The organism is Chondromyces apiculatus DSM 436 (assembly GCF_000601485.1).
In the GTDB taxonomy this organism is placed as follows: Bacteria; Myxococcota_A; Polyangia; order Polyangiales; family Polyangiaceae; genus Chondromyces; species Chondromyces apiculatus.
The window spans coordinates 1-21,271 of the sequence record NZ_ASRX01000037.1; the positions used below are offsets into that span (position 1 = coordinate 1).

Here is a 21,271-nt window from a genome sequence, read left to right on the forward strand (position 1 = left end):
CCGCCCTGGGCCTCGCCCCCCCCGCCTCCGGCCTGAGCCCCGCCCCCCGCGCCCCCTGGCAGTGCTCTCCCTGCCTGAGCCATGCCACCTCCGCCGCCCGCGCCGCCCCCGCCCATCGCCGAGGCCAGCTCGCTCGCGCCGGGAATGCCCGCGGCATTGCCCACCATCCCGGCGACCCCGCTCAGGTCGCCATTCTTCACGGCATTCATCGCGTCCTGCACGCCCTGCACCCGGGCGTTGAGCTGGTTGATGGGGGCCAGCACCTGGTTGATGGCGCCGTCGACGTGCCCCTGCACCTTGTCGATGGCCTGGTCTGCGAGCGCGTTGATGAAGCTCTCGGCCGCCTCCGCGGCGATGTTCAGGAGCGCTTCGAGCGGATTGCCGTCCATCTCGAACTGCGCGCCGCCCACCGTCACGGTCTCGTTGCCGGCCGCCGTGAGCGCCGTGACCGCGTTCACCTCCACCTTGCGGTTGCCACCGACCTCGATGGTCTGATTGGCCCCGATGGTGTTCGACAGCCCCTTGGTGACCCGCGTCGTCTGGTTGGCGCCGACCTCCAGCGAGGCATTGTTGCCGACGGTGCGCGTCTCGTTGCGCCCCACGCTCGTCTTGGCGTTGTTCGCGGCCACCACCTTCATGTCACGCTGCGCGTGCACCATGATCTCTTCCTGCCCGGCCTTGTCCTCGAAGCGGATCTCGTTGTTCCCGCTCCCGCCTGGCGACGAGTACGACTTCAGGGACGTGCGCGTCTTGCCCTCGGGCAGCGCGTAGGGCGGCATGATCGCCCCGTTGTAGAGCCTCCCCGTGATCAGCGGCCGGTCGGGGTTCCCCTCCAGGAACTCGACGATCACCTCCCAGCCGATGCGCGGCAGCATCACCGAGCCCGAGGTCTGCACCTGGGCGACCCGGATCCAGCACGACGCCTTGTCGTCCTTCACCTCGCTGCGATCCCAGCGGAACTTGACCTTGCAGCGCCCGTGCTCGTCGGTGTGGATCGCCTCCTGCGGCGACCCTTCGGGCGCCACCACGGTGGCCGTCTGCGGCCCCTCGATGACGGGCACGGGCGTCTCGCGCGCCGGCCGGAACTTCGCGGCGATGGGGAGCAACCGCGCGCGCACCACGTACGCGGGCCGGTCCGCGCCCGCGCCCGCGCCCGCGCCATTCCCGCGCGCCTGGCTGCCGGCATGCGCGCTCTCCCCCTTGCCACGGTGCACGTAGCGGTGGTGCGCCGCGAACACGAAGTACTCCCCGCTGGCCTCGTCGGCGTCGGTGATCGTGAGCTTCTGCCCCACCGCGACCCGCGCGCAGTTGGCGTCGATCTCGACCGTGCGCCGCAGCACCTGCTCCTCCTGGAGGCGCGTCTCGGCGAGCCGCTTCCCTTCTTCAGGCTCCCAGTACCCGCCGGGGTAGTCGTAGACCTCCAGCCCCGCCCGCTCCTCGCCCTCCTCTGCGGCGGTGAGGTCGAGCCGTGGCCGCTTGAAGTCGTAGTCGCGCAGGGTGAACTTCCCGGAGCGCACCCGCTCCTTCCTGCGCAGCACGTAGACCGCGTCGCCCGCGTCGGCGAGCGCGGTGCGCTGGCGCAGCGGCAGCTCCGGCGCGCCGCTGATCGCCCCCGCGGAGGGGCTGTCGTCGGCGAAGACGAGCTGCTCCCCGGACGGGGACGGCTCCATGAAGCTGTAGATGCCCTCGTGCTCGCAGAGCCGCGAGATGAAGGCCAGCGCGCTCTCCTGGTACTGCACGCAGTACGCCCGCTTCGGGTAGCTCCCCGCGAGCCGCCACTGCACCCCGTCGATCTGGTGGCGCTCAAGCACGTCGGTGACGATCTCCTCCACCGTCATGTCCTGGTAGATGCGCGAGTCCACGCTCCGATCGAGCAGGTAAAGCGGCGAGACCAGGCGCAGCAGGTAGTGCCCGCGCAGGTCGCCCACGCTCTCGTCGGCCCGACCGAGCACCGTGGCTGCCTCGACGAGGCCGGTGAGCACCCGCGGCTCGTTGCCCGGGACGCCGAACGAGAGCGTCGCCGGCACCCCCAGGAGATCGCCTGGATCCAGGTACCCGTCGACGTTCGCGTCCACCTCGACCACGAAGGGCCGCCCTGCCTGGTGGATGGCGTCGAAGGCCGTGACCCGCGAGGTGGCGGCGTCGCCGACGGAGAGATGGACCTCGAAATCGCGTGCCATCGTCGCCTCCTCAGTTGTCGATGATCAGGATCGCGGTGTCCGCCACGTCGCCCTGCAGCTTGGCCGAGACGCCGAGCAAGGCCACGCTGGCGGGCGTCAGCGAGAGGATCGACGCGCCCATCACCAGCGTCAGCATGCTGTCGGCCTCGTAGACGATGTTCGCCCCCGCCTTGACGAGCTGCGCCCCCACGGCGACCTCCGTGTAGTTGCCCCCCGCGCTCTCGGCGTGATCCCCCGTGGCCACGTTGATGATGGCCCCGGCGGTCTTCGCGGTCATCGACCCGTCGACCTTCACCCCGCGCCCGCCCTTGACCGCGATGATCTTCGCCGCGGCAGCCTGCTCCTCGATGTCGCCCGCCACCGTCACCGTCCGGTCGCTGACCGACAGCTCGATGAGCGCGGCGCCCACGTCGTGCTTGAAGCTCCCCAGCGTCTCGTCCGTCACCGACCCCACCACCAGATCGAGCTGGTTCGCGCCCACGCTCAGCGAGCTCGCGCCGCCCACGTCGCGCTTGTGGTCGCCCCCGACCTTCATGTCGCGCTTCCCCCCGATGGAGAGTTCCGCGTTGCCTCCCACCTGGTCGACGTAGAACGTCTCCGCGTGGATGGTCTGGTTGCCGGCGACGGAGATGCTCTGGTTCGACCCCACGTTCGACGACTGGCTGTCGGTGACGTCGCGGCTCAGGTTCGACCCCACCTTCCTGCTGTGGTTGTTGCCGATGCTTTCGGTCGCGTTGTTCTTCACCTGGGTGGTCATGTCCTTCGACGCGTTGAAGAACATCTCCTCCGCCCCCGCCCCGTCGCCCATCCGGTACTCGTTGGAGCTGCCGCCGCCGGGCGTGGTCGCCGTCTGCACCGCGCTCCTGGCCGCGTGCTTGGGGAGCGCATAGGGCGGCGGCGTGACCGCGTTGTAGACGCGCCCGCACACGAGGGGCCGATCCGGGTCGCCCTCCACGTGGCTCACGGTGACCTCCCACGCCATGCGCGGCAGGTACATCGCCCCCCCGAGCTGGAGCTGGCTGGTGCGGATCCACCGGCTCGACGTGTCGTCCTTCTTCCCCGAGCGATCCCAGGGATAGGAGACCTTCACCTCTCCCTTGTCGCTGGTGTGGATCTCCTCGCCCCCCGCCCCGGTGGTCATGGCCGTCTGCGTTCCGCCGAGGCGCTGCTGGCGCTCGCGGCGCGGTGGCCGGTAGCTCGCCGACACCGTGGGAATGCCCCAGAACGCGATGGTGAGCCGCGGCTCCCGGCCCGACCCTGCATCGTGCTGGCGCGGCTGCTCACCGGAGATGCGCGAGCGGAGCACCAGGTACTCCTGGTTGATGGGATCGTACGGGTGCCCCTCGATCGAGAAGCGCAGCCCCGGCCAGAGCAGCAGCGAGCCCGTCTCCCCGTGGGTCACGTCCCGATCGGCCTGCACCGCGTCGAGCAGGATGGCCGCGACGCGCTTGGCCCCTTCCATGTCCGTGGCGCGCGCGGGGTACTCGTAGATCTCCAGCTCGTGCTCCCCGTCGTCCGTGCCCTCCACCGTGGCCTCCAGCTTCGCGGAGGGCTTGTCGGGGTTGTAGTCGCGGGTCGTGACCTTGTCGCTCTTCACGCAGGCCGTCTTGCCGACGTGGAGCACCCGATCCGCCGCCCCCTCCGTCCCGAAGTCCTCGAAGAACGGCAGTGAGCTCGGCCCTTCCACCTCGCCCAGCCCCTGGGGCGCGTCGCCGAAGACCAGCATGTCCTTGCCGTCCACGTGGTGGATCGCGAAGTAGATGCCCTCCTCGAAGAGGAGCCGGTGGATGAAGGCGAGATCCGTCTCCCGGTACTGCACCGTGTAGAGCCGCTCCGGGTGCGCCTCCTGCACCCGCCAGTCCTGGTTCGAGGCCGGCACCCCCGCGCCGTCGAGCACCTCCTTCACGATGTCGGGCCCCGTCATCTTCTGGAAAATGCGGCAGTCCGCGCGCTTCGTCAGGTTCCAGAGCTTCGGCGCCACCACCACCTGGAGCACGGGCAGGTCGTCGTCATCGACGGAGAGCTCCGCCTGCACCACCGTCCCCACGAAGCTCCGCTCCTGCCCCCCGTCGCTGCGCGCGAGCGTGAACGTGGCCGCCTGATCGAGCACGTCCCCTGGCGCGGGCAGGGTCTCCCCCGCGTCGTCCCACAGGTCCAGCTCCAGCACCCCCAGCTCGGACATGCGCTCGTCCAGCGCGTAGCGCAGCACGAAGAAGCCGCGGTCGGCGATGGTCACGGAGGGAAGGGCCTGGGTATGGTTGTTCGCCACGGTTCACCTCACCTCGCTCAGGAGCCGAGCTTCATGGAGCCGCTCATCTTCACGAGCAGGCCCCCCTTGACCGCGATCTTGTCGCCCTTGAGCACGATGGGCCCGCCCCCGAGCTTCAGCTCGCTGCCGCCGCCCCTGAACACCCCGACCGCGCCCAGCAGCGTGATCATCGGCGCCTTGACCACGTAGCTGCCGTCGAGCTTCTGGTAGTGCAGCCCGCCCACCAGGTTCGTCACGCTGGCGCCTGCCTTGTTCTCCAGCCCCGCCTTGGTGAGGTGCAGCTCCGCCGCGGCGTACGTCTGGCTCTTGTCGCCGGTGATCTGCTCCCCGTGGCTGCCGTTGACGAGCTGCACCTTGATGGCGCCGCTGCTCTCCTTGAGCGACCCGAGGATGTTGTCGTTGATCGACGAGATGGACCCGGTGAGCTGGAGCGACCCCACGCTGCGCGAGAAGTCCCCCTGCGCCTGCTGCTCGATCCCGTTGGAGATGGTGATCTGCGTCCCGCCCACCGAGTACGCGCGATCGCCGCCCACCTTCTCCACGTAGTTGGAGATCGCGTTGCTCGTGTCGTTGCCCCCCACGCTGATCTGCTGGTTGCCGCCGATCTGGTGCTGCATCACCGCGCCCACGTCGAGCGACTGGTCGCCGCCTACCTGGACGGTCTCGTCCACCCCCACCGTGCTGTTGGCATTGACGCTGACGTGCTGCTGCTCGTCCACGCCGACCTGCTCCACCTTGTCGTTGCCGACGGTGACGTTGAGGTCCTTCTGCGCATGGAACCCGACGCCCTGCTTCCCCGCGCTGTCGCCCATCACCAGCTCGTTGTGCCCACCGCCCCCTGGCGACGACAGCGACTTGATGGAGCCGCTCGCCTTGGTGGCGGGGAGGGGATAGGGCGCCGTCTTCTCGGCATTGTAGACGCGCCCCAGGATCACCGGCCGGTCCGGATCCCCATCGAGGAACGCGACCGAGACCTCCCACCCCACCCGGGGCAGGATCATCGACCCTCCCATGTTCGCCTGCGACACCCGGATCCAGCAGCTCGACGTGTGATCCTGCTGGCCCACCCGGTCCCAGTAAAAGCGGACCTTCACCCGCCCGTACTTGTCGACATGCAGCGCCTGCTCCTGCTTGCTCGACCCGGTGACGATCGCCGTCTGCACCCCCCGGATGCGCGGCCTGCGCGCCCGCCGCGGCGCCGCGTAAGGCGCCCCCTCCGGGATGCCCCGGAACGTGTTCTGCGTGTCGTAATTCTGCTCCCCCCCGCCGGTGAGCGTCTGGTTCCCGCGCGAGACCAGGTGGGTGGTGATGAACACGCCGTTCAGGCACTCCTCCGCCGCGCCACCCACGGAGAACTGCGCCCCCACCCGCAGCCCCACGGCCCGGCTCTCCCCCTGGCACACGTCCGCGTCCCGGCGCAGCTCCCGCATGCGCGCGTTCGCGACCTGCGCGCCCGCCTCTCCTTTGAAGAAGCCACCTGGATACTCGAAGAACGGCATCGACCAGCGCTCCTCGGCGGGCAGCGTGGCCGTCGGCGGCACCTCGGGATGCTCGAAGTCGAAGTCCTGCACGTGCACCTGGCTGGTCCGCAGCGCGCGCGTCCGCGAGAAGCGCCCGAGCGCCTCACCCCCGAAGGCCCCGGCCCTCATGCTGAACACCACGGGCTCCGCCCCCTCCTCCCCGCCGAAGCAGGAGGCATCATCGCCCACGACCATGGTGTGCCCGTCGGCCGTGTGGTGGAAGAAGTAGAAGAGCCCCGCCTCCTCCATCAGCCGCGACACGAAGTTCAGGTGCGACTCGTTGTACTGCACCACGAACTCGCGCGGCTCGTACTCCTTCGTGTTCCGCCAGGTGACCTTCTCGCCGAACCCCGCCTCGTCGAAGATCGTCTGGATCACCTGGACGAGCGTCTGCTCCTGGAAGATCCGGCACCCCTCCCGGTGCGCGAGCGCTGCCAGCGCAGGCCTGAGCCGCACCTCGAAGTGCCGGCGCGCCTTCGCCACCCGCACGAAGCGCGCCTGATCGACCACCCCATCGTAGAAGCGCGTGTTGCCCGCCGCATCCACGACACAGAGGCACAGCCGCTTCCGGAGACACTCCTCCACCCGGAACCCCTCACTCTGCGTCGTGAACCCGACCACGACCGTGTACGGCTCCGAGATCCCCTCCACCGCCTCGAAGCGATCCGTCTCCACGTCCCCCGGAAGCAGATCGCCCTCAAGCGTGAACTGAGACAGGCCCGTCCCCATGCCCGCATCGTAAACGACCGCGCCCTGTCCACAAGCGCCCCCGTGCAGCGCGAACGGCGTGCGCGCGTCATTCGCGCTGCCCGCGGCCCCTCACCTCCGCCCGCGCTGCGCCGCGACCCACGCGCGCGCCTCACCTTCACGCTTCACGCACACCGGCATCGGCTTGCCCAGCGAGCGCCCCCGCAGCAGCCACCCCGCCATCGTCGCCAGCTTCGCCACGAGCTGCTGCTCGAAGCTCCCCCCGAACAGCGACAGCCCCGCATACTGCGGCGGAAGCTGCCGCATCCCCGCCAGCCGCCGCGCCTCCGCCGTGGCGCGCCCCAGCCCCCTCAGATCGATGAGCAAGTAGGCCCGCTCCCGGACACCCGCAAACTCCTCGAACGCATCGAGGATCAGCGCCACATCCCGCTCCTCCAGATCCCCCCCGAACCGCACCACGCACGTATCCGGCTCCTCGCGCTCCACCACATGCACCCCGAGGTGCAGGACCCTGGTTCGCCCACGCCCCGAGGGCGCCCCGTCGTCGTTCCACGCGTCGACCTGCGCGTCGCGCCCCTCCCGCTTGTCCCGGGGCCCCATCATGGCTGACCACCGCGCCGCTGCACCCGGATCTTGTAACACCCGCCGGCCCCCCGATCCCTCACGTCTCGATCTCGACCCCGCGCCTCTCCAGCTCCACCATCACCGCCTCGTTCTTCGGCCCCTCTTTCCCGAAGGACATGTCGACCCGCTTCAGCTTCTTGCAGCCGAGGAGCGGCGTGTAGTCGATCCCGTCCTCCCCGATCATCGCGATGGGCGTGAACGCCTCCAGGTTGACCAGGTGCTCGATGCCCTCGATCGAGGTGATGTCGAACAGGTCATCCTCCCCATCCCACACGCTCGTCGCATGCTGGTACGCGAGGTCGCCCCCATCCGGCGAGAGCGAGGTGATCGTCGCCAGCAGCTCCGCCGGGATCTCGAGCTTCTCGAAGTACGCCATCACCTGCTTGATGGCCTTGTACGGCTTCGCCGACTTCGCATGCTTCGCGCTGAGCGCCTCCGCCTCCTCGACGTAATGGCCCTCTTCCATGAGCGCAGAGATGACACTGAGCTTGAAGTGGAGATCCTTGAACATGCGCCGAAGCTACCGCAACGGGCTGGCGGGTGTCAGGGGGGCATACCCTTCGAGGCTGCCCTCGGTGGCTCTGCACATCAGAAGCGACACGGTCTGGCACGCCACCGCGTAATCACTTGCGGACTGACGAGAGAGTTTCCAAGAACCGCGCGACGATAGGATTTGCCCTCTCCCGATTGCGTCGTTCCCGGCTAACTTCATTCAGCGGTGCGTTTGAGACACCTTTGCACCACATGAATCCAAGCCAGAATCGACCCCCTCTCCGTAACTCCTCTGTGGAGCATCTCTGCCGCCTCGGCCTTCGCGGCGGCGTACCCGCGCAGGTCAGACTCGTCCTGCGCTCCGGGACTGCTCCGACAAGGAGACCCCGTGCCCTCGCTCGATCACGAAGCCCTCGTCGATCTCTTCCGCAACCGTCCCACGCTGGCGGCGGAGCTGCTCCGCGCCGTCTTGCGCAGACCGCTTCCGCGCTACCGGGAGGCGCGCATCACATCCGCAGACCTCAGCGAGGTCCTCCCCGCCGACCGCCGCGCCGACCTGCTGATCCTGCTCACCAACGCGCAGCAGAAGCCGGTGCTGGCCATCGTCCTCGAAATCCAGCTCCACCCTGACCGCGCGAAGCGCTACGTCTGGCCCGTCTACGTCACCCACACCCGCGCCCGGCACCAGTGCCCCACCCGTCTGGTGGTGGTGACCATCAACCCGCGGATGGTGCGGTGGTGCTCCCGTCCCATCCCCACCGGCCACGCGGGCTTCACCCTGGAGCCGCTGGTGCTGGGCCCGTCGTGCGTTCCGGTGGTCACCGATCCCGCGCAGGCGCGGGCCTCACCCGAGCTTGCCGTGCTCTCGGCGATGACCCATGGAAAGAGCGCAGCGGGGCTGGCCATTGCCGGAGCGTTCCTGGAGGGCGCCGCGGCGCTCGAGGACACGCCCTACGGAGACTACCTGGACCTGGTGCTATCCTCACTGAACGAAGCCGCGAGGCGGAGGCTGCAAGCGATGCTCACAGCGAAGAGAGAATACAGGAGCGAGTACTTTCGAAACCTGGTGGCCGAGGGCGTGGCCGAGGGCCAGTGGAAGGCCAAGTCGGAGGCCGTCCTCAGCGTGCTCGACACGCGCGGGCTGGACGTCTCCGCCGAGGTGCGCGAGCGCATCCTGGCGAGCAAGGACCTCGCCGAGCTGGAGCAGTGGCTCCGCCGGGCAGTGGTGGTGAGCAGCGCAGAGGAGCTGTTCGCGCCGCCCGCATCGTGATCTGACTCCCGCCAGCGAGCGCGCCTGGCCATCACGCGCACCGTCAGGCTTCCCTGGAACGTGAGGTGGTTTTCCGCGCGCCGCGTGGTTGTTTCAAGGAGCGGCGCTCCTCAAGTCTGCGCCGGTAGAGCCTGACACTGCCGATGCTGCGGCCGAGAAGCCCTGCCAGCTCCTGGTCGGACCAGTCGCGGCCTCCACGACGCGGTCGGAGGATCTCCTCCAGCACGCCGAGCACCTCCTGCTCCGAGCTGTGGCGCCCCAGCGCCCGGACGCGGAGTTGCAGCTCCTCCGAGAGGTCGCCGAACCCGGGCGGATCATCGGCAGGATCGAAGAGCGGCGACGACGCGGGTGGCTCATGCCGTCCCAGGCGAGGCAGCGTCAGCCCCCACGTGCTCCGTTCTTCGGCGGAGAACTCGGCATCCAGCACATCCCAGGTGAGCGCGTGGAAGGGTTGCCTCGGCGCGAAGAGCGATCTGCACCAGCGCGCCCACAGCCTCTTCACCTTCTCGCGATCGTCCTTCCCACTGCCCCCGGACATCGCCTCCCGAAGCTGCTCGATGCACAGAGAGAGCCGGTCCTCGACATGAGCCTTGGCGTGATCCGCGCCGTCATCGATGACGGCGAGGCGCAGCTCGTCGATGGTTCGCCTGCCCAGCGCGCTCCCATTCACGGGTAGCGGCAACCACCGGCCCCTCGCCTCCGACCACTTGAAGCGGATGTGCTCTCGCGGGTTGACCCTCGCCGGATCGATCAGCAAGGGCCGCTCCTTGTCTAGCGCGACAGAGAATTCAGCGAGTGGACTGCTCCCGGGCGCCAGAGGAAACTTGTTCTTCTTCGACCACGTATTGCACCGGGAACACGCGAACAGGAGGTTCTCCCAGGTCCACGCCAGCCACCAGTACCGGCTCGCGTCTCTTGGCTCGCCCTCGTTCTCGACGCACTCTTTCGGGCGAAAGTGCTCGACGGGAGGCCCCTGAATTTGCAGAGGCATCTCGCAGTAAGCGCACTTGTAGTTGAGCGCTGGCACCAGCGCTTCCCGCGCGACCTGATACCCGTCGAACGTGACTGGGCTCCCTTCCCGCCGCGCCAGGATGGCGCGTGCCAGGCGCTGCCGGCGTTCGAGGCGCAGTGCTTCCGGCTCCGGTCCTCGCGCGATGCCGATCACCGTTGGCGCCTCGGCTCGCGGGGAAAATCTGGCTCTACGCCTTCCTCCCGGAGCTTCTCCTCCAGCGCGTCGAGCCGCTTGTCAGCCTTGGCGCTCCGGGTCGGGTCAGCGGCCAGGTAGCGGTGCTCGCGCAGCAACTCACCCAGCTCGTCGGGATAGAGCTGGTCGATACCGAAGTAAGTCCGGTAGATCTCCGTGCCCGTCATCAGCCGTGGATCAGGTTCGTGGGCCCGCTCCTGCTTCATGTCGAGCTGGCGCACATCGCCCGTCTTGTCGTCGATGACGAGGCGCACGATTTCATCCTGGTCTGGCCGCAACCCCACCAGCGCCAGCGGCGAATGTGTGGTCGCCACGAACTGGAGCCGCGGGAACGTCGCCTTGAGCGCACGGATGATGGTCCTTTGCCAGCGCGGGTGCAGGTACAGGTCGATCTCGTCGAGCAAGACCAGCCCCTCCATGTCCTCAGGAGCCAGCGCCTCCTTGCTCTGAGCCTCCCACAGGATGTGCCCGACCAGATCCGCGAGCCACGCGATCGTGGACTGGTAGCCGTGCGACAGCCAGCTCGCCGCTAGCTTCAGCTCCCCCGAGGGCAGGTTCTGCACGAAACGGTGTCCCTCCTGGAGTGTCTTCGTGGTGCCCGCTCCCTTCTGCCCACGCAGCTCCAGATCGTTGAACCCTGGCAGCAGTCCTTCCTTCCCGAAGAGCGCGTCCCGGAGCACCCGGCTGTAGATGCGCGCCTTCTCCGGCTTCAGGATGTTGGCAAAGCCCGTCCCGATCAGGTCCACCCGCTGGAACACCGAGCGCATACGCTCCACGCTGGCGTGGTCGAGCACGGGTCGTGCGTTGGGATCCCCCGGAAGAAACCGCTGCACCCCGTAGGCCGCCACGAACCACAGCTTCGCATCCATGCTGCGCGCGTCCGTGATGGGGTCCTGCGTGCCGTCGACTCCCGCATAGGACGACCGCGCAACCAGGTCCTTGCGTTTCGGCGGCAGTTCCACCTCCGAGTGGACCACCACGCCCCCCTTCGGCTTCCGGCCTGAATATCCCGGATAGACCCTGCTCCGCTGCCTCTTCGCATCGAGCAGGAAATCGGCCCTGATGCAGACAGTGGCCTTGCTGTCCCGCTTGTCCCGGAGCGAGGACACGTTCTGGGCGAGCCCGTTCACGTTCAGCGCCCCCGCCGCGGCCATGGCGATGGCCTGGAGGATGGAGGTCTTCGCTGTCCCGTTCTCCCCGATGATCACGGTCCACATGCGCGGCCTGCCCTCCGCGTCCGTGAAGCTCAGCTCGAAGTCCTTGAGGAGCTTCAGGTTCTGGATGCGGAGCTGGGTCAGGTACATGGCGCTTTGTCAGGCAACGGGCGGCTAGCAAGCCCCAGGCGGCAGGAGGGTGTCAAGGCTGCTCCAGCCTGCAGAACGTCGGTGGGTGCCCGCACTCGATCACAGGCGCTCATACGGCGCTCCTCGTTCCGAGGATCCCTCAGGTTGGTACGCGACGACCTGCCCCTCCCGAAGCTCAAGTCTGCAGACTTCCTCGGCCTTCGCACCGAGGAGAGTCAGCGCGTGGTGCACCGTCACCACGAACGAGAGTCGCGGGAAAGCCTTCTTGAGGCTCTGGATCACCTCTCGCTGCCAGCGGGGGTGCAGGTTCAAGTCGAGATCGTCGAGCAAGACCAGCCCTTCCATCCTCGCGAGGAAATCTCCTGCGAGATCCAGCTCGTTCTGCTCTGCCATGCGTACCCAGCAAGCGATCATGTCGACCAGCCACCCCAGCATGGTCAGATAGCCGTCGCTCAACGCCTGGAGAGGAATGCGGCCGCCCAGATCAGGCGCGATGCACCACACCTTGTCATCGGTGACGTCCATCCGTTCCACGCCCGGGAGGAGGGCGCACAGCGTCTCGGTGACCGTGCGGAGGACATGCTCGTGAACGGGGCCCCTGGAAGCGCGTCGCTTCAGGTACTGGAGCCAGTCGGAGGCGGGATGGACATGGCTGGAGGAGCCGAACAAAGTGGCAACGTCTGGAGATGGTCCGCTAGGTGCGGAGGCGCCATCCCTGCCGAGCGCTGAGCTTCGTCGGCATCCGTATCCGAAGAGCAGAGGGCGGGCGCCACCAGGGGTTTCGCAAGCCACCACCTCGCGGGCGGCACCCGCGGTGATGGTGGCCGAGAACGTACCGCCTCCAGAGATGACCTTGCATCGTGCGGAGTCCCGGCCGATGCGGACGAGTGGCGCATGATGCTGCGCGAGCGCTGCCTGGGCCACGTCGGCGCCGGCGAGCGTGAGCGCGATGGCGCGCACGATCGAGGTCTTGCCGCGCGCGTTCTCGCCAAAGAGCACCACCCACTGACCCACCTCGCCGGCTGACTGCCCTGACGTCACCGGAAACGTCATGCGGAGGCCCAAGTGTTCGAGTCCGGCGAAGTCGTGTAGCTCGATGGCTTCGACGTTCACGATCCCGAGCTGCGGCGCGGGCTGTCTGGCGGGAGGCTCTGGCTGGCGAGGACGATCCTCGAAGTCTGCGGCTTCCGCGCCCTCCTCGCGCAGGGTTATCTGTGCCTCGGCGTCCTGCCTCACGGCATCCCACTCATAGCTTGCAGCGAGTTCGTCGAGCATGTCTGCGGAGCGCGGCCACGTGAGTGCCACCGCCTTCGCAGCGTCTCGATAGCGGCTGGCGAGTGCGCGCTCCTGCTTGCCCCCTTCACCCAGAGAACGGCGGGTCATGCCCCGCATGTTCCACTTTGCCATCTGCAAGGCGTGAGATAGGCGAGGAAACTCCTCCAGCTCCAGCAGCCGGCGCGCTGCGATGCACGGCCAGTGACCATCCTCCGCATCGGGGGCTCGCGCGAGGACGCGCGCTACCTCGCTTGCCCCTGTGCTGGCGCGATCTTCCGCCACGAGGGAACGCAGGACCTGAAGTGACCAGTCATGAAGGATCTCTTCAGCTCTTTGGGGAGGCTCTCCCTGACCTGGATAGCCATTCCACGCAACGAGCAAGCGACATGCGGCTTCTGCTCGCTGCCTGATTGGCTCCTGCTCTTCGGGCGTGAGAACAAGAGGTGGATCGTGGCGCCGTCGGTACCTGCGCTTCACCTGCTCGATGAAGGTCTGTGGACTGGCAGCGAAGGCGGCAGAGAGGTGACGGAGAGGTCTATGGGCCTCGGGGGTGATGCACGCATAGATAAGCTCCAAGTCCACCAGGAGTTGCGCGTGCAGCGTCTCGGCCTCTGGCAGACTCTCCAGGCGCTGAAGCAGCTGCTCAAGCATGTAGGGTGCAGTTGATTCATTGACGAAGCCGTTCGCCTCGGCGGGAGGGCTGATCGCAAAAGTCTTGAGCACCCTGACCACAACCTCCGGGGAAAGCTCGGTTTTTGAATAAGCCACGTTCGTCATCGCCCAGCAGACGTTTCCTGCGTCGAGCATGTTGCAGAGCGCTCGCTCTAGATCTTCTCTGGGCACGTTGTCATCCGTAATGAACTCGACGCCGAGCCAGTAAGCGCGCTTCAGGTCGTCTGGGAGGTCATCAATGACGTTCCAGACCTGCGGCCACGGCGAAAGGGCTCTGAGAATGGCTTTCACGTCATCTCGGCGCTTTGCATCCAGCAAGTCATCGATGCGCTTCTTCAGCCAAATGAGACCTGCTGCCAGCTGTCTTATCGCGGCGTAGCGCGGGAGTAGCGACCGAAGGGCCGGGCCGATACTGTCCTCGAACATGATGTCGTCGAGAACGGCTGCAAATGAGGTGGTCGCGAGGGCCGTAGCCAGCATCTCGGGTTCTTTGACCTCCAATGCGAGCCGTTCGAGGATTGAGACAGGTTCCGGCCCCTTCCAGAATTTCTGCAGGGCCTCTTCGCGTAGCCTGTTGATTTCGACGGTCTGAACTCTAATGTCATACCGGTGTGATTTTGGATTGGGCAGCTTGATGCCTTTCGCGAAAAGCCATGCCACCTTCCGCACGTCATTCTCCGGCGTGAACCGCTCGTAAAGTCTCGACCATCGCTCTCGCACCGATTCTTCGTCCTGATCCTCCGAAGGTGATCCTGTCTCTTGGGGCTTGTCCGTGTCCGGAGCCGACCAGTGGAGGAGCCTTCTTATCGCTGACCATAGCGCTGAACTGTCATCAAGAATGAGGTCGCTTCGTTCTTCAAGAGCTGCCAGCACTCTGCGCTCACTCCTGGCGATACGCGCTGAGACCATCTTTGCCCAGCGTGTAGCGTCATACCCAGCCTGGTTGAGCATCAGTCTGAAGTAGCCCTCGTAAGCCAGTGTTACGTCGTCCCTTGTATGCACGCGCTGCGCGTCACCGATCGGAATCGGCGCGGCAGCAAGTTCGAAAGCGAGGCCCAGTTCGACCACGCAGGTTGGAGCAGGTCTTGGAGCACATACGAGGCGAGGTGGCTGCCGCATTGCGGACCATGCAGCGTGGCGAGTGTCTCGTCGCTGAGGGCGAGGCGCACCAGTGCGCGGCTCATTCCCTCCCGCAGCACATCCGACGCGCGGAAGATTTTCTCCAGGAACGGCGCCTGAAGGCGCTCCTCAGGGGGCAATTCCAGGCTCGGGTCTTGCTCACCCAGCACGAGGCGGATGGTTTCTGCGAAGCGCCGCAAGGTGTCCGCAGGGATGCGGCCCCCGAGGAACTTCCAGACATCCTCTTCGGCCCGCCACCGCCACACCGCGCGTCCGTAACGTCCTTCTTTGATGGTGGGCGCGTCAGGAGCGAGGGCGAGGTGTTCGCAGAGCGCCTCGACCTCGCCAGGGTCGGCACCCAGCAGAGCAAGCACATCGCGGTCCTCCTGGTTGCCAGGTTGGAACGAGCCCACGAGGAGCATCGTCGCGAGTGGAACGCTTGGGGCACCTTCTACCCACCGGGGGAGTGCGACGTGGCCGAAGAGACGCTGCAAGGAGGCCAGGTTGCCACCCGAATCCTGCGCACGGCGCGCTTCTGTCTCGGAGAAGCCGTCTTTTTTGAGCATCTCGACGAAGCGCATGAAGGGCGCTGGCTCGACCTTGAGCACGTCGTCACTTCCGCTCGGCAGATGACCTTCGAGCGGCACCACGAGGGCGCCATGGGCACGGTCCGCTGGGGCGGTGCTTGAAAGGTTCGAGAGCACGATGAGCGGCTCGCCACTGGCCGGTCCAAGTGCCCCGCGGAGCGCCTCCTCCGTGTGCACGACGAGCGTGCGCGCGCAGATCTGATGACCTTCCGGGGAAACGTCCGTGGCCAAAGCTGCGGCCACGAACACCAGCGCTTCGTCGCGCGTGTGCGCGTGAACAAGCAGCGCACGCCCCCTGCGACCCGCTTGGCGCGCCCAGGCGCGGACAGTCTCTGCTTGCTGCAGGCGCTTCTCACCCGCGAGGGCCAGCTTGAACGGCAGCGGCCGAGGGGTTCGACCGCGCCAGGTGTGGAGGAAAGTATCGAGGTCCTCGACGTCTGCACTCGGCCGACCAAGTTTGCCGGCGAACCAGCGCGCTACTGTGGGGGCAAGGGCGAGCCATGCGGCGAGGTCGTCGGCGTCGAGGAGGCGAACGTCCTTCCAGGTGCGCTTGGCTTGCTGCTCGCCCGCCCAGCGGATCTTGGCGGAGATGCGTCGTGCGGAGACGGCGACGTAAGTCGTGTCCTTGGGGTCGAAAGGAGAGGGATCCGCCGACCGCTTCTTGAAGTCGTCATCGAGCTTGCCTCTGCGCTCCTCGATGCTCAGCTCCCATCCCGAAGCGCCCTGCGGGCAGAACGCGCTCTCGCGGCTGGCGCGCACGATCATGTCCCAGCCTGGGAGGCGCGTTCCAGCATGCGTGGTGGTCGTGAGCGTCGAGAGAGGGACGGTGGCGAGGAGTAGCTGGCGTACCAGGTCGGGCAGCTCGGCAGAGGCGTCGTGCTGCTGCGACCAGAGCTCGATGTCGTCACCGTTGATGTCCCAGGGTTTCGCCATGAAGGCGAGGCTACCGCAGCCCTCGTCACCCCTCGAAGCACCCCACGCTTTCAGGCGGACGAAGCCGAAGCGCATACACTCCGACGCGCGACGCGCTCACCCCTCCGGCCGAGGGCCATGGGTCTGCCACCCTCGCATCTCCACGGCGAGCCCCCCCGAAACGTCTGCCAGGTGACCCCGCCGGCCTCCCCGGGCGCGGAATGTCGTTCCAACCTCTGAACTTGGCGTTGCTCCGATTTGCAACGTCAACCCAAGCGGTTGGGTTGCAGTTCCCACCGGGAGCAATGTCGACCCAAGCGGTTGGGTTGCAGTTCCCACCGGGAACAATGTCAACCCAAGCGGTTGGGTTGCAGTTCCCACCGGGAGCAATGTCAACCCAAGCGGTTGGGTTGCAGTTCCCACCGGGAGCAATGTCGACCCAAGCGGTTGGGTTGCAGTTCCCACCGGGAGCAATGCCGACCCAAGCGGTTGGGTTGCAGTTCCCACCGGGAGCAATGCCGACTCAAGCGGTTGGGTTGCAGTTCCCCCGCGGAGCAGGGCCGTTGGCTCCGGAACTCGGCCGGCTCGCGCCGTGTGCACCTCGCTACGCGCCCTCGCGGTGCTTCTTCTCCGCACGCACGCCTACATCTGCGCTCCGTGTCGGTCTTCAGGACGCCCGCACAGATGCCCGCAAACCAAAGCTCAAGACGCCTCGTGATGCAGGGAGCGCGACCAGGTTGCGTCGGAATTGTGCTGTCCGCCGGCCAGACGCCCCCGGCGCCTTGCGCACTCCTTTTCGCGGCCTATCTTCCCCGCACCCCATGCGGCGCGTTGCCGCATTCAGGAGGAGGAACATCATGCGCCGACTGCGCGAATCCGATGGTACGTCGTCTCATCTCCGTCACGCTCGCTTTCACATGGCGAGGTGTAAACGAGGTGAAGCCATTCACGCGACATTGCGTGATGAAATGATTCCCGTTTTCGATCAGCTCAAGCAGAGAGAGCGCGACAGGGAGGACGCCGACGATGCCGCGGTGGATGCCCTGGCTGACGTGTACAGCACGGAGCAGGTGCTCGAAGACTGCATCCGCAACCTCGATGGAGCGGCGTCACAAGCCGACCGCGCGAGCAGCGGGCTCCGGGCGCAGCGCACCATCTTCCCGGAAGGGTACGGGGTGGAGATCAAGCCCGAGGGGCAGGCGCAGCTCCTGGCGCTCACGCCGCTGCGGGTGCGGTTCCAGCCGTTCGTGGCGGGGAACGCGGGCATCGGGGCGGCGGTGACGGCGCTCGACACGGCGGAGGCCGCGTTCCGGGCGGCGCTGGAGGCGCGGACGGCGGCGGATGGGGACGCGGAGCGGCTGTTCGCGGAGGAGCGAGAGGCGCGGCGCGCGGTGCGGCAGCAGATCGAGAGCGCCCACGGGCGGCTCTGCGACTACTACAAGGCGAAGCCGGCGCTGGCGGAGCGGTACTTCCTGAACGCGGCGGTGACCCGCGCCAAGAAGCCGGGCGACAAGCCAGGCGACAAACCCGCGCCCGAGCCGCCCTCGCCGCCGACGAAGCCCACCACGACGTCGTCCGGGAAGGGGGCGCTGTCGGTGGTGCGGGCACCCGTCGCTTCCACGATGGGGGCGACGCGGTGAGCACTGGGGGGTGAGCATCCTCGGGGGGCGTGCACGGCGATGTCGTGTGTGCCCCCGGGTCGAGCGCGCTGCGATGGGCGCGCCGCGATGAGCGCTCGGTGATGGGCGCTCATCGTGCTCCCAGCCGACAAGCGATCGGTCTTCGCGCCTCTCGTACGCGTCAGAGGAGAGGAGGTGGGCTCCACCTCCTCGCCGACGCTCTGCATCTCCAGCCCGCTCTTCATCTCCACCGCGCACTTCCACCCCGCACTCGTGCACCGAACGATGCCTCTCGGGAGAGCCGTGGGGCTTCTCCCGATGCGTGTCGGCGATCTCCTGCGCGGGCAGGTCGGCGTTCGGTCCCCGCAGGGTGCCCGGTCAGGTTGCGCTCGCGCCCGGTCAGGTTGCGCTGGCGCTCCGTCAGGTTGCGCTGGTGTCCAGTCAAGTGGACACGATCCTGCCTTGAATCTCGGGGGATCCGGGCGTGAGAGCGGCACGGTGCCGCAGGTCTGCGGCAAGGAAAGTTAACTTCACTTTCCTTACCTGACCTGCCGCACGCGCCCCACCTGCTGCGGGAGATCTGGCAGAAGCCTGATCAGCACGGAAGGGGCTGGAGAACGGCGACCGCCCTTGGTACGTTGGCGCTCCCGCGCGTCCTGATGACTGCATTCCACGCCGCTCCCCAGGTCCAGCTCGCCGTGCGCCGCTATGTGCTGCGCGCTGTTGACGAGGTGCACCTGCCGATGTTCAGCGGGTCGACAGTGCGGGGGGCGGTGGGGCGGGCGCTCCGGCGGCTGGTGTGTGCGACGCGGCTGCCGGTCTGTGAGGGGTGCCCGGTGCGGTCGGCGTGCGCGTACGCGATGCTGCACGATGGGTTCACGCCCTCGGACAGGCCGAGTGGGTTCGGGGAGCATGCGCCGCCGCCGCTGTGGATCAGGGACCTGGAGGCAGGGCGGAAGCTCGGGCCCGGGGACGAGATGGCGTTCTCGGTGGTGGCGTTCGGTCCGGCGGTGGCGTCGCTGCCGTACGTGGACGAGGCGGTGCGCGGGCTGGGGCGGTCGGGGCTCGGGCGCGGGCGGGGTGGGGTGACGCTGGTGGACGCGCAAGACGAGCAGCGCAGCACGCTGGGGGCGCTGGTGGAGGCGCGGGTGGAGGCGCTCTCGAAGGCCGTGAGCGCCGTGAGCGCCGTGAGCGCCGTGAGCGCCGTGAGCGCAACGGGCACGACGGGCGCGATGGGCGCGACGGGCGCTGGAGCGGGGTCGCTCAAGGTGAGGCTGCGGTCGCCGGTGTCGATCCGGCTCAAGGGGCGGGCGTGGGCGGATCCGTCGCGGCCGAAGCCGAGCTGGGCGGAGAGGCTGCTCGGCGGGGCGGTGCGGCGGCGGGTGGCGCTGGAGCGGCGGTGGCTGGAGCTGTCGTCGGAGGAGGCGCCGAGGGTGCCGCGGGTCGTGGAGGATGCCGCGGGGCTGAAGGTGATGGAGGAGAACATCGAGGTTCGACGGGTGAAGAGGTTCAGCTCGACGCAGGGAGGCCCGGTGGAGCTGCACGGGGTGGTGGGTGAGGTCCGGCTCGGTGGCGATGGGCTGCAGGCGGCGCTGCCGTGGCTCGTGGCAGGGGAGCTGCTCAGCGTGGGCGCGGGCACCACCTTCGGGTTTGGCCGCATCGATCTGGAGGCGGCATGACGGTGGGTGACTTTCCGGTGGAGGTGCTGCGGCAGCAGGCTGCAGCGCACGTGGCGCAGCTCCGGGGGGCGCTGTCGGGGCGCAGCGCGCTCGTGGCGGCGGAGCTGTGGACCAGTCAGCCTCCGTTCCCCGAGGGAGCGAAGGCACTGGCGTGGTCGCTGGCTCCGGCGCTGGCGCGGCGGGCACGCGCTGCGGCGGGGCTCGGGCCGGAGCACGTGCTGCACGCGACGGAGGGGCGGATCGTGCTGGCGGTGCCGGAGTCGGCGCGCGAGGCAGTGGTCGAGTCCCTGCGGCGCGATGGGCGCACGGTGCTCGATGCGACGGGCGATGCGGTCGCGGTCGACGTGGCGTGGCGGGCGCTGCCCCCGGGCGCGTTGACGGCGAGCGGCGAGGGGTCGGCGGTGGCGGCGCTGGAGGCACTCCTCGAAGAGGACCTCGGGCGGGCGCGGCTCCGGCGGGCCGAGGGGACGTCGAGCGATTTCTGGGCGGCCGAGGTGACGTCGCCGGAAGGGCTGCGGGAGCTTCTGGAGCAGCCGGAGCTGGCGTTCGCGCCGCAGGGGCTGGAGCGGTTCCTGCGTCCCGACGCGGATGCGCCGGTGGCGCGCGCGGCCGAGGTGCGGGCGGCGGTGGACCGGCAGCGATCCGGGGCGCCGGTCGCGGTGGCGCGGCTCGACCTGGACGCGATGGGGCGGGCGCTGCGCGCGGTCTCCGAGGGGAAAGAGGGGCTCGACGGGCTGCGCGACAGGTTCGCGCTGCTGGCGGCCATCCAGGTGGCGCGCGCGCAGGTGCGGCACGTGCTCGCGCTGGGGGCTGCTGCTGCCGCGAGCGGTTCGGCTGCGGCGGGCGCAGAGGGCAGCGCGGGCGCGTCGGCGGGTGCAGGTGACGCGGCTCCTGGCAGTGCAGCGAGCGCTGGCAGTGCAGCGAGCGCTGGCAATGCAGCGAGCGCTGGCGGCGCGGCAGGCGAGGGCAAGGCGACGGGAGCTGCGGAGCGTGAGCCGTCTGCGGGGGAGGCGGCCTTGCAGGCGCTCCACGCCAAGGTCGATGCTTCGCTGATCACGCTGCCGGGGGGCGATCTGCTGCTGGTCGGGCCCTGGCCGGAGATCCTTGGGGTCCTCGTGGCGGTGCGCGATGCGATGGCGCCGTACCTCGTGGACGTGGTGCAGGGGCTCGGTGGAGAGCGCGCGGCGCGGCTCGTCGATCTGTCGGCCGGGGTGGCAGTGGGGGCGCCCGGGGCGCCGCTCGCGCCGCTCGTGGAGCTGGCAGGGACGGAGCTGCGGCGCGCGAAGGGGGCGCGGCACACGCGGCACGGAGAGCGGCGGAAGGCGGCGATGTCGTTCCGCGGGGTGGCGGTCGGCTGGGACGATCTGCGGGGCGCGGTGGCGCTGGGGCACGCGCTCGGGGATGCGATCTACGCGGGGCAGGCGCCGAAGGGGCTTCTCAGGAGGCTCGTGGGGCTGCACTCGTTGTGGAAGCGGGCGGAGCAGGCGCTGGAGGCCGGGGTGCCGCGCGCGGCGGCTGCGGCCAGCAAGCGGCGGTGGCTCTGGGCATGGCAGCTCGGGCAGCGCGGCACGGGCGGTACTGGTGGTACCAGCGGAGCCGGCGGAGCCGTGGCACACGCCGAGGTGTCGCCGATCGTGAAGCGGGTCGCCAGGCTGGCGCTCGACAACGTGGACGACGGGGCGCCCGGGGCGCCGCGAAAGACGGAGCAGGACGCTGCGGCGTGGCTGGGGCTGGTGGCGGAGATCGCCGCTGAGCGGGCGCGGGCGCGCCGGGAGGATCGTGGATGAACGGCGGCAACGACAGGGAGCACGAGACAGGCAAGGAGCCCGCAGCGGCG

13 protein-coding genes are annotated in these 21,271 nt (G+C 68.4%); 4 read left to right on the forward strand and 9 right to left on the reverse strand.

What is annotated here, in order from left to right:
• The 5 genes from CAP_RS22480 to CAP_RS45275 form a co-directional block, all read right to left on the reverse strand.
• Window positions 1-2,180 (reverse strand): type VI secretion system Vgr family protein (locus tag CAP_RS22480; RefSeq protein ID WP_052375667.1); only part of this gene is annotated, 2,180 nt, incomplete at its 3' end.
• A 10-nt stretch (window positions 2,181-2,190) separates the two neighbouring features.
• Complete coding sequence (locus CAP_RS22485) at window positions 2,191-4,449, reverse strand: type VI secretion system Vgr family protein (protein ID WP_044244493.1); 2,259 nt, start codon at window positions 4,447-4,449, stop codon at window positions 2,191-2,193.
• A gap of 17 nt (window positions 4,450-4,466) precedes the next feature.
• Entirely contained in the window at window positions 4,467-6,698 is a 2,232-nt protein-coding gene (locus tag CAP_RS22490) for a type VI secretion system Vgr family protein (protein ID WP_044244496.1), read from the reverse strand.
• Between the two features lie 90 nt (window positions 6,699-6,788).
• Complete coding sequence (locus tag CAP_RS45270; protein ID WP_052375668.1) at window positions 6,789-7,280, reverse strand: SpoIIAA family protein; 492 nt, start codon at window positions 7,278-7,280, stop codon at window positions 6,789-6,791.
• 58 nt (window positions 7,281-7,338) lie between these two features.
• Window positions 7,339-7,812, reverse strand: a complete 474-nt coding sequence (locus tag CAP_RS45275) for a DUF6892 domain-containing protein (RefSeq protein ID WP_052375669.1) — start codon at window positions 7,810-7,812, stop codon at window positions 7,339-7,341.
• 369 nt (window positions 7,813-8,181) lie between these two features.
• Between CAP_RS45275 and CAP_RS22505 the strand changes: the two genes are divergently transcribed.
• Window positions 8,182-9,063, forward strand: coding sequence for a hypothetical protein (locus CAP_RS22505; protein ID WP_044244499.1), 882 nt, complete (start codon window positions 8,182-8,184; stop codon window positions 9,061-9,063).
• Between the two features lie 43 nt (window positions 9,064-9,106).
• Here CAP_RS22505 and CAP_RS22510 read toward each other — a convergent pair whose 3' ends face one another.
• The 4 genes from CAP_RS22510 to CAP_RS22530 all read right to left on the reverse strand — a co-directional run bounded on the left by CAP_RS22510 (window position 9,107) and on the right by CAP_RS22530 (window position 16,157).
• The gene (locus CAP_RS22510; RefSeq protein WP_044244501.1) at window positions 9,107-10,228 is read right to left on the reverse strand and encodes an HNH endonuclease; all 1,122 of its coding nucleotides are present in this window, start codon (window positions 10,226-10,228) and stop codon (window positions 9,107-9,109) included.
• On the reverse strand, window positions 10,225-11,571 hold the full coding sequence (locus CAP_RS22515) for an AAA family ATPase (protein WP_044244503.1): 1,347 nt from the start codon (window positions 11,569-11,571) through the stop codon (window positions 10,225-10,227). The genes CAP_RS22510 and CAP_RS22515 overlap by 4 nt, the downstream gene beginning before the upstream one ends.
• 99 nt (window positions 11,572-11,670) lie before the next feature.
• Complete coding sequence (locus CAP_RS50795) at window positions 11,671-14,586, reverse strand: AAA family ATPase (RefSeq protein ID WP_156041049.1); 2,916 nt, start codon at window positions 14,584-14,586, stop codon at window positions 11,671-11,673.
• Entirely contained in the window at window positions 14,499-16,157 is a 1,659-nt protein-coding gene (locus tag CAP_RS22530; protein ID WP_156041050.1) for a hypothetical protein, read from the reverse strand. Before CAP_RS22530 ends, CAP_RS50795 begins: the two co-directional genes overlap by 88 nt.
• 947 nt (window positions 16,158-17,104) lie before the next feature.
• On the opposite strand from CAP_RS22530, the gene CAP_RS22535 reads away from it, so the two are divergent.
• From CAP_RS22535 to CAP_RS50800, 3 genes are all read left to right on the forward strand, one after another.
• Window positions 17,105-17,776, forward strand: a complete 672-nt coding sequence (locus tag CAP_RS22535; protein ID WP_044244510.1) for a hypothetical protein — start codon at window positions 17,105-17,107, stop codon at window positions 17,774-17,776.
• A 638-nt stretch (window positions 17,777-18,414) separates the two neighbouring features.
• Window positions 18,415-19,434: a CRISPR system precrRNA processing endoribonuclease RAMP protein Cas6 gene (gene cas6 / locus CAP_RS22540; RefSeq protein ID WP_156041051.1), complete on the forward strand. Its 1,020-nt coding sequence runs from the start codon at window positions 18,415-18,417 to the stop codon at window positions 19,432-19,434.
• Window positions 19,431-21,221, forward strand: coding sequence for an HD domain-containing protein (locus tag CAP_RS50800; protein WP_044244513.1), 1,791 nt, complete (start codon window positions 19,431-19,433; stop codon window positions 21,219-21,221). The genes cas6 and CAP_RS50800 overlap by 4 nt, the downstream gene beginning before the upstream one ends.
• The last annotated feature ends 50 nt before the right edge of the window (window positions 21,222-21,271 follow it).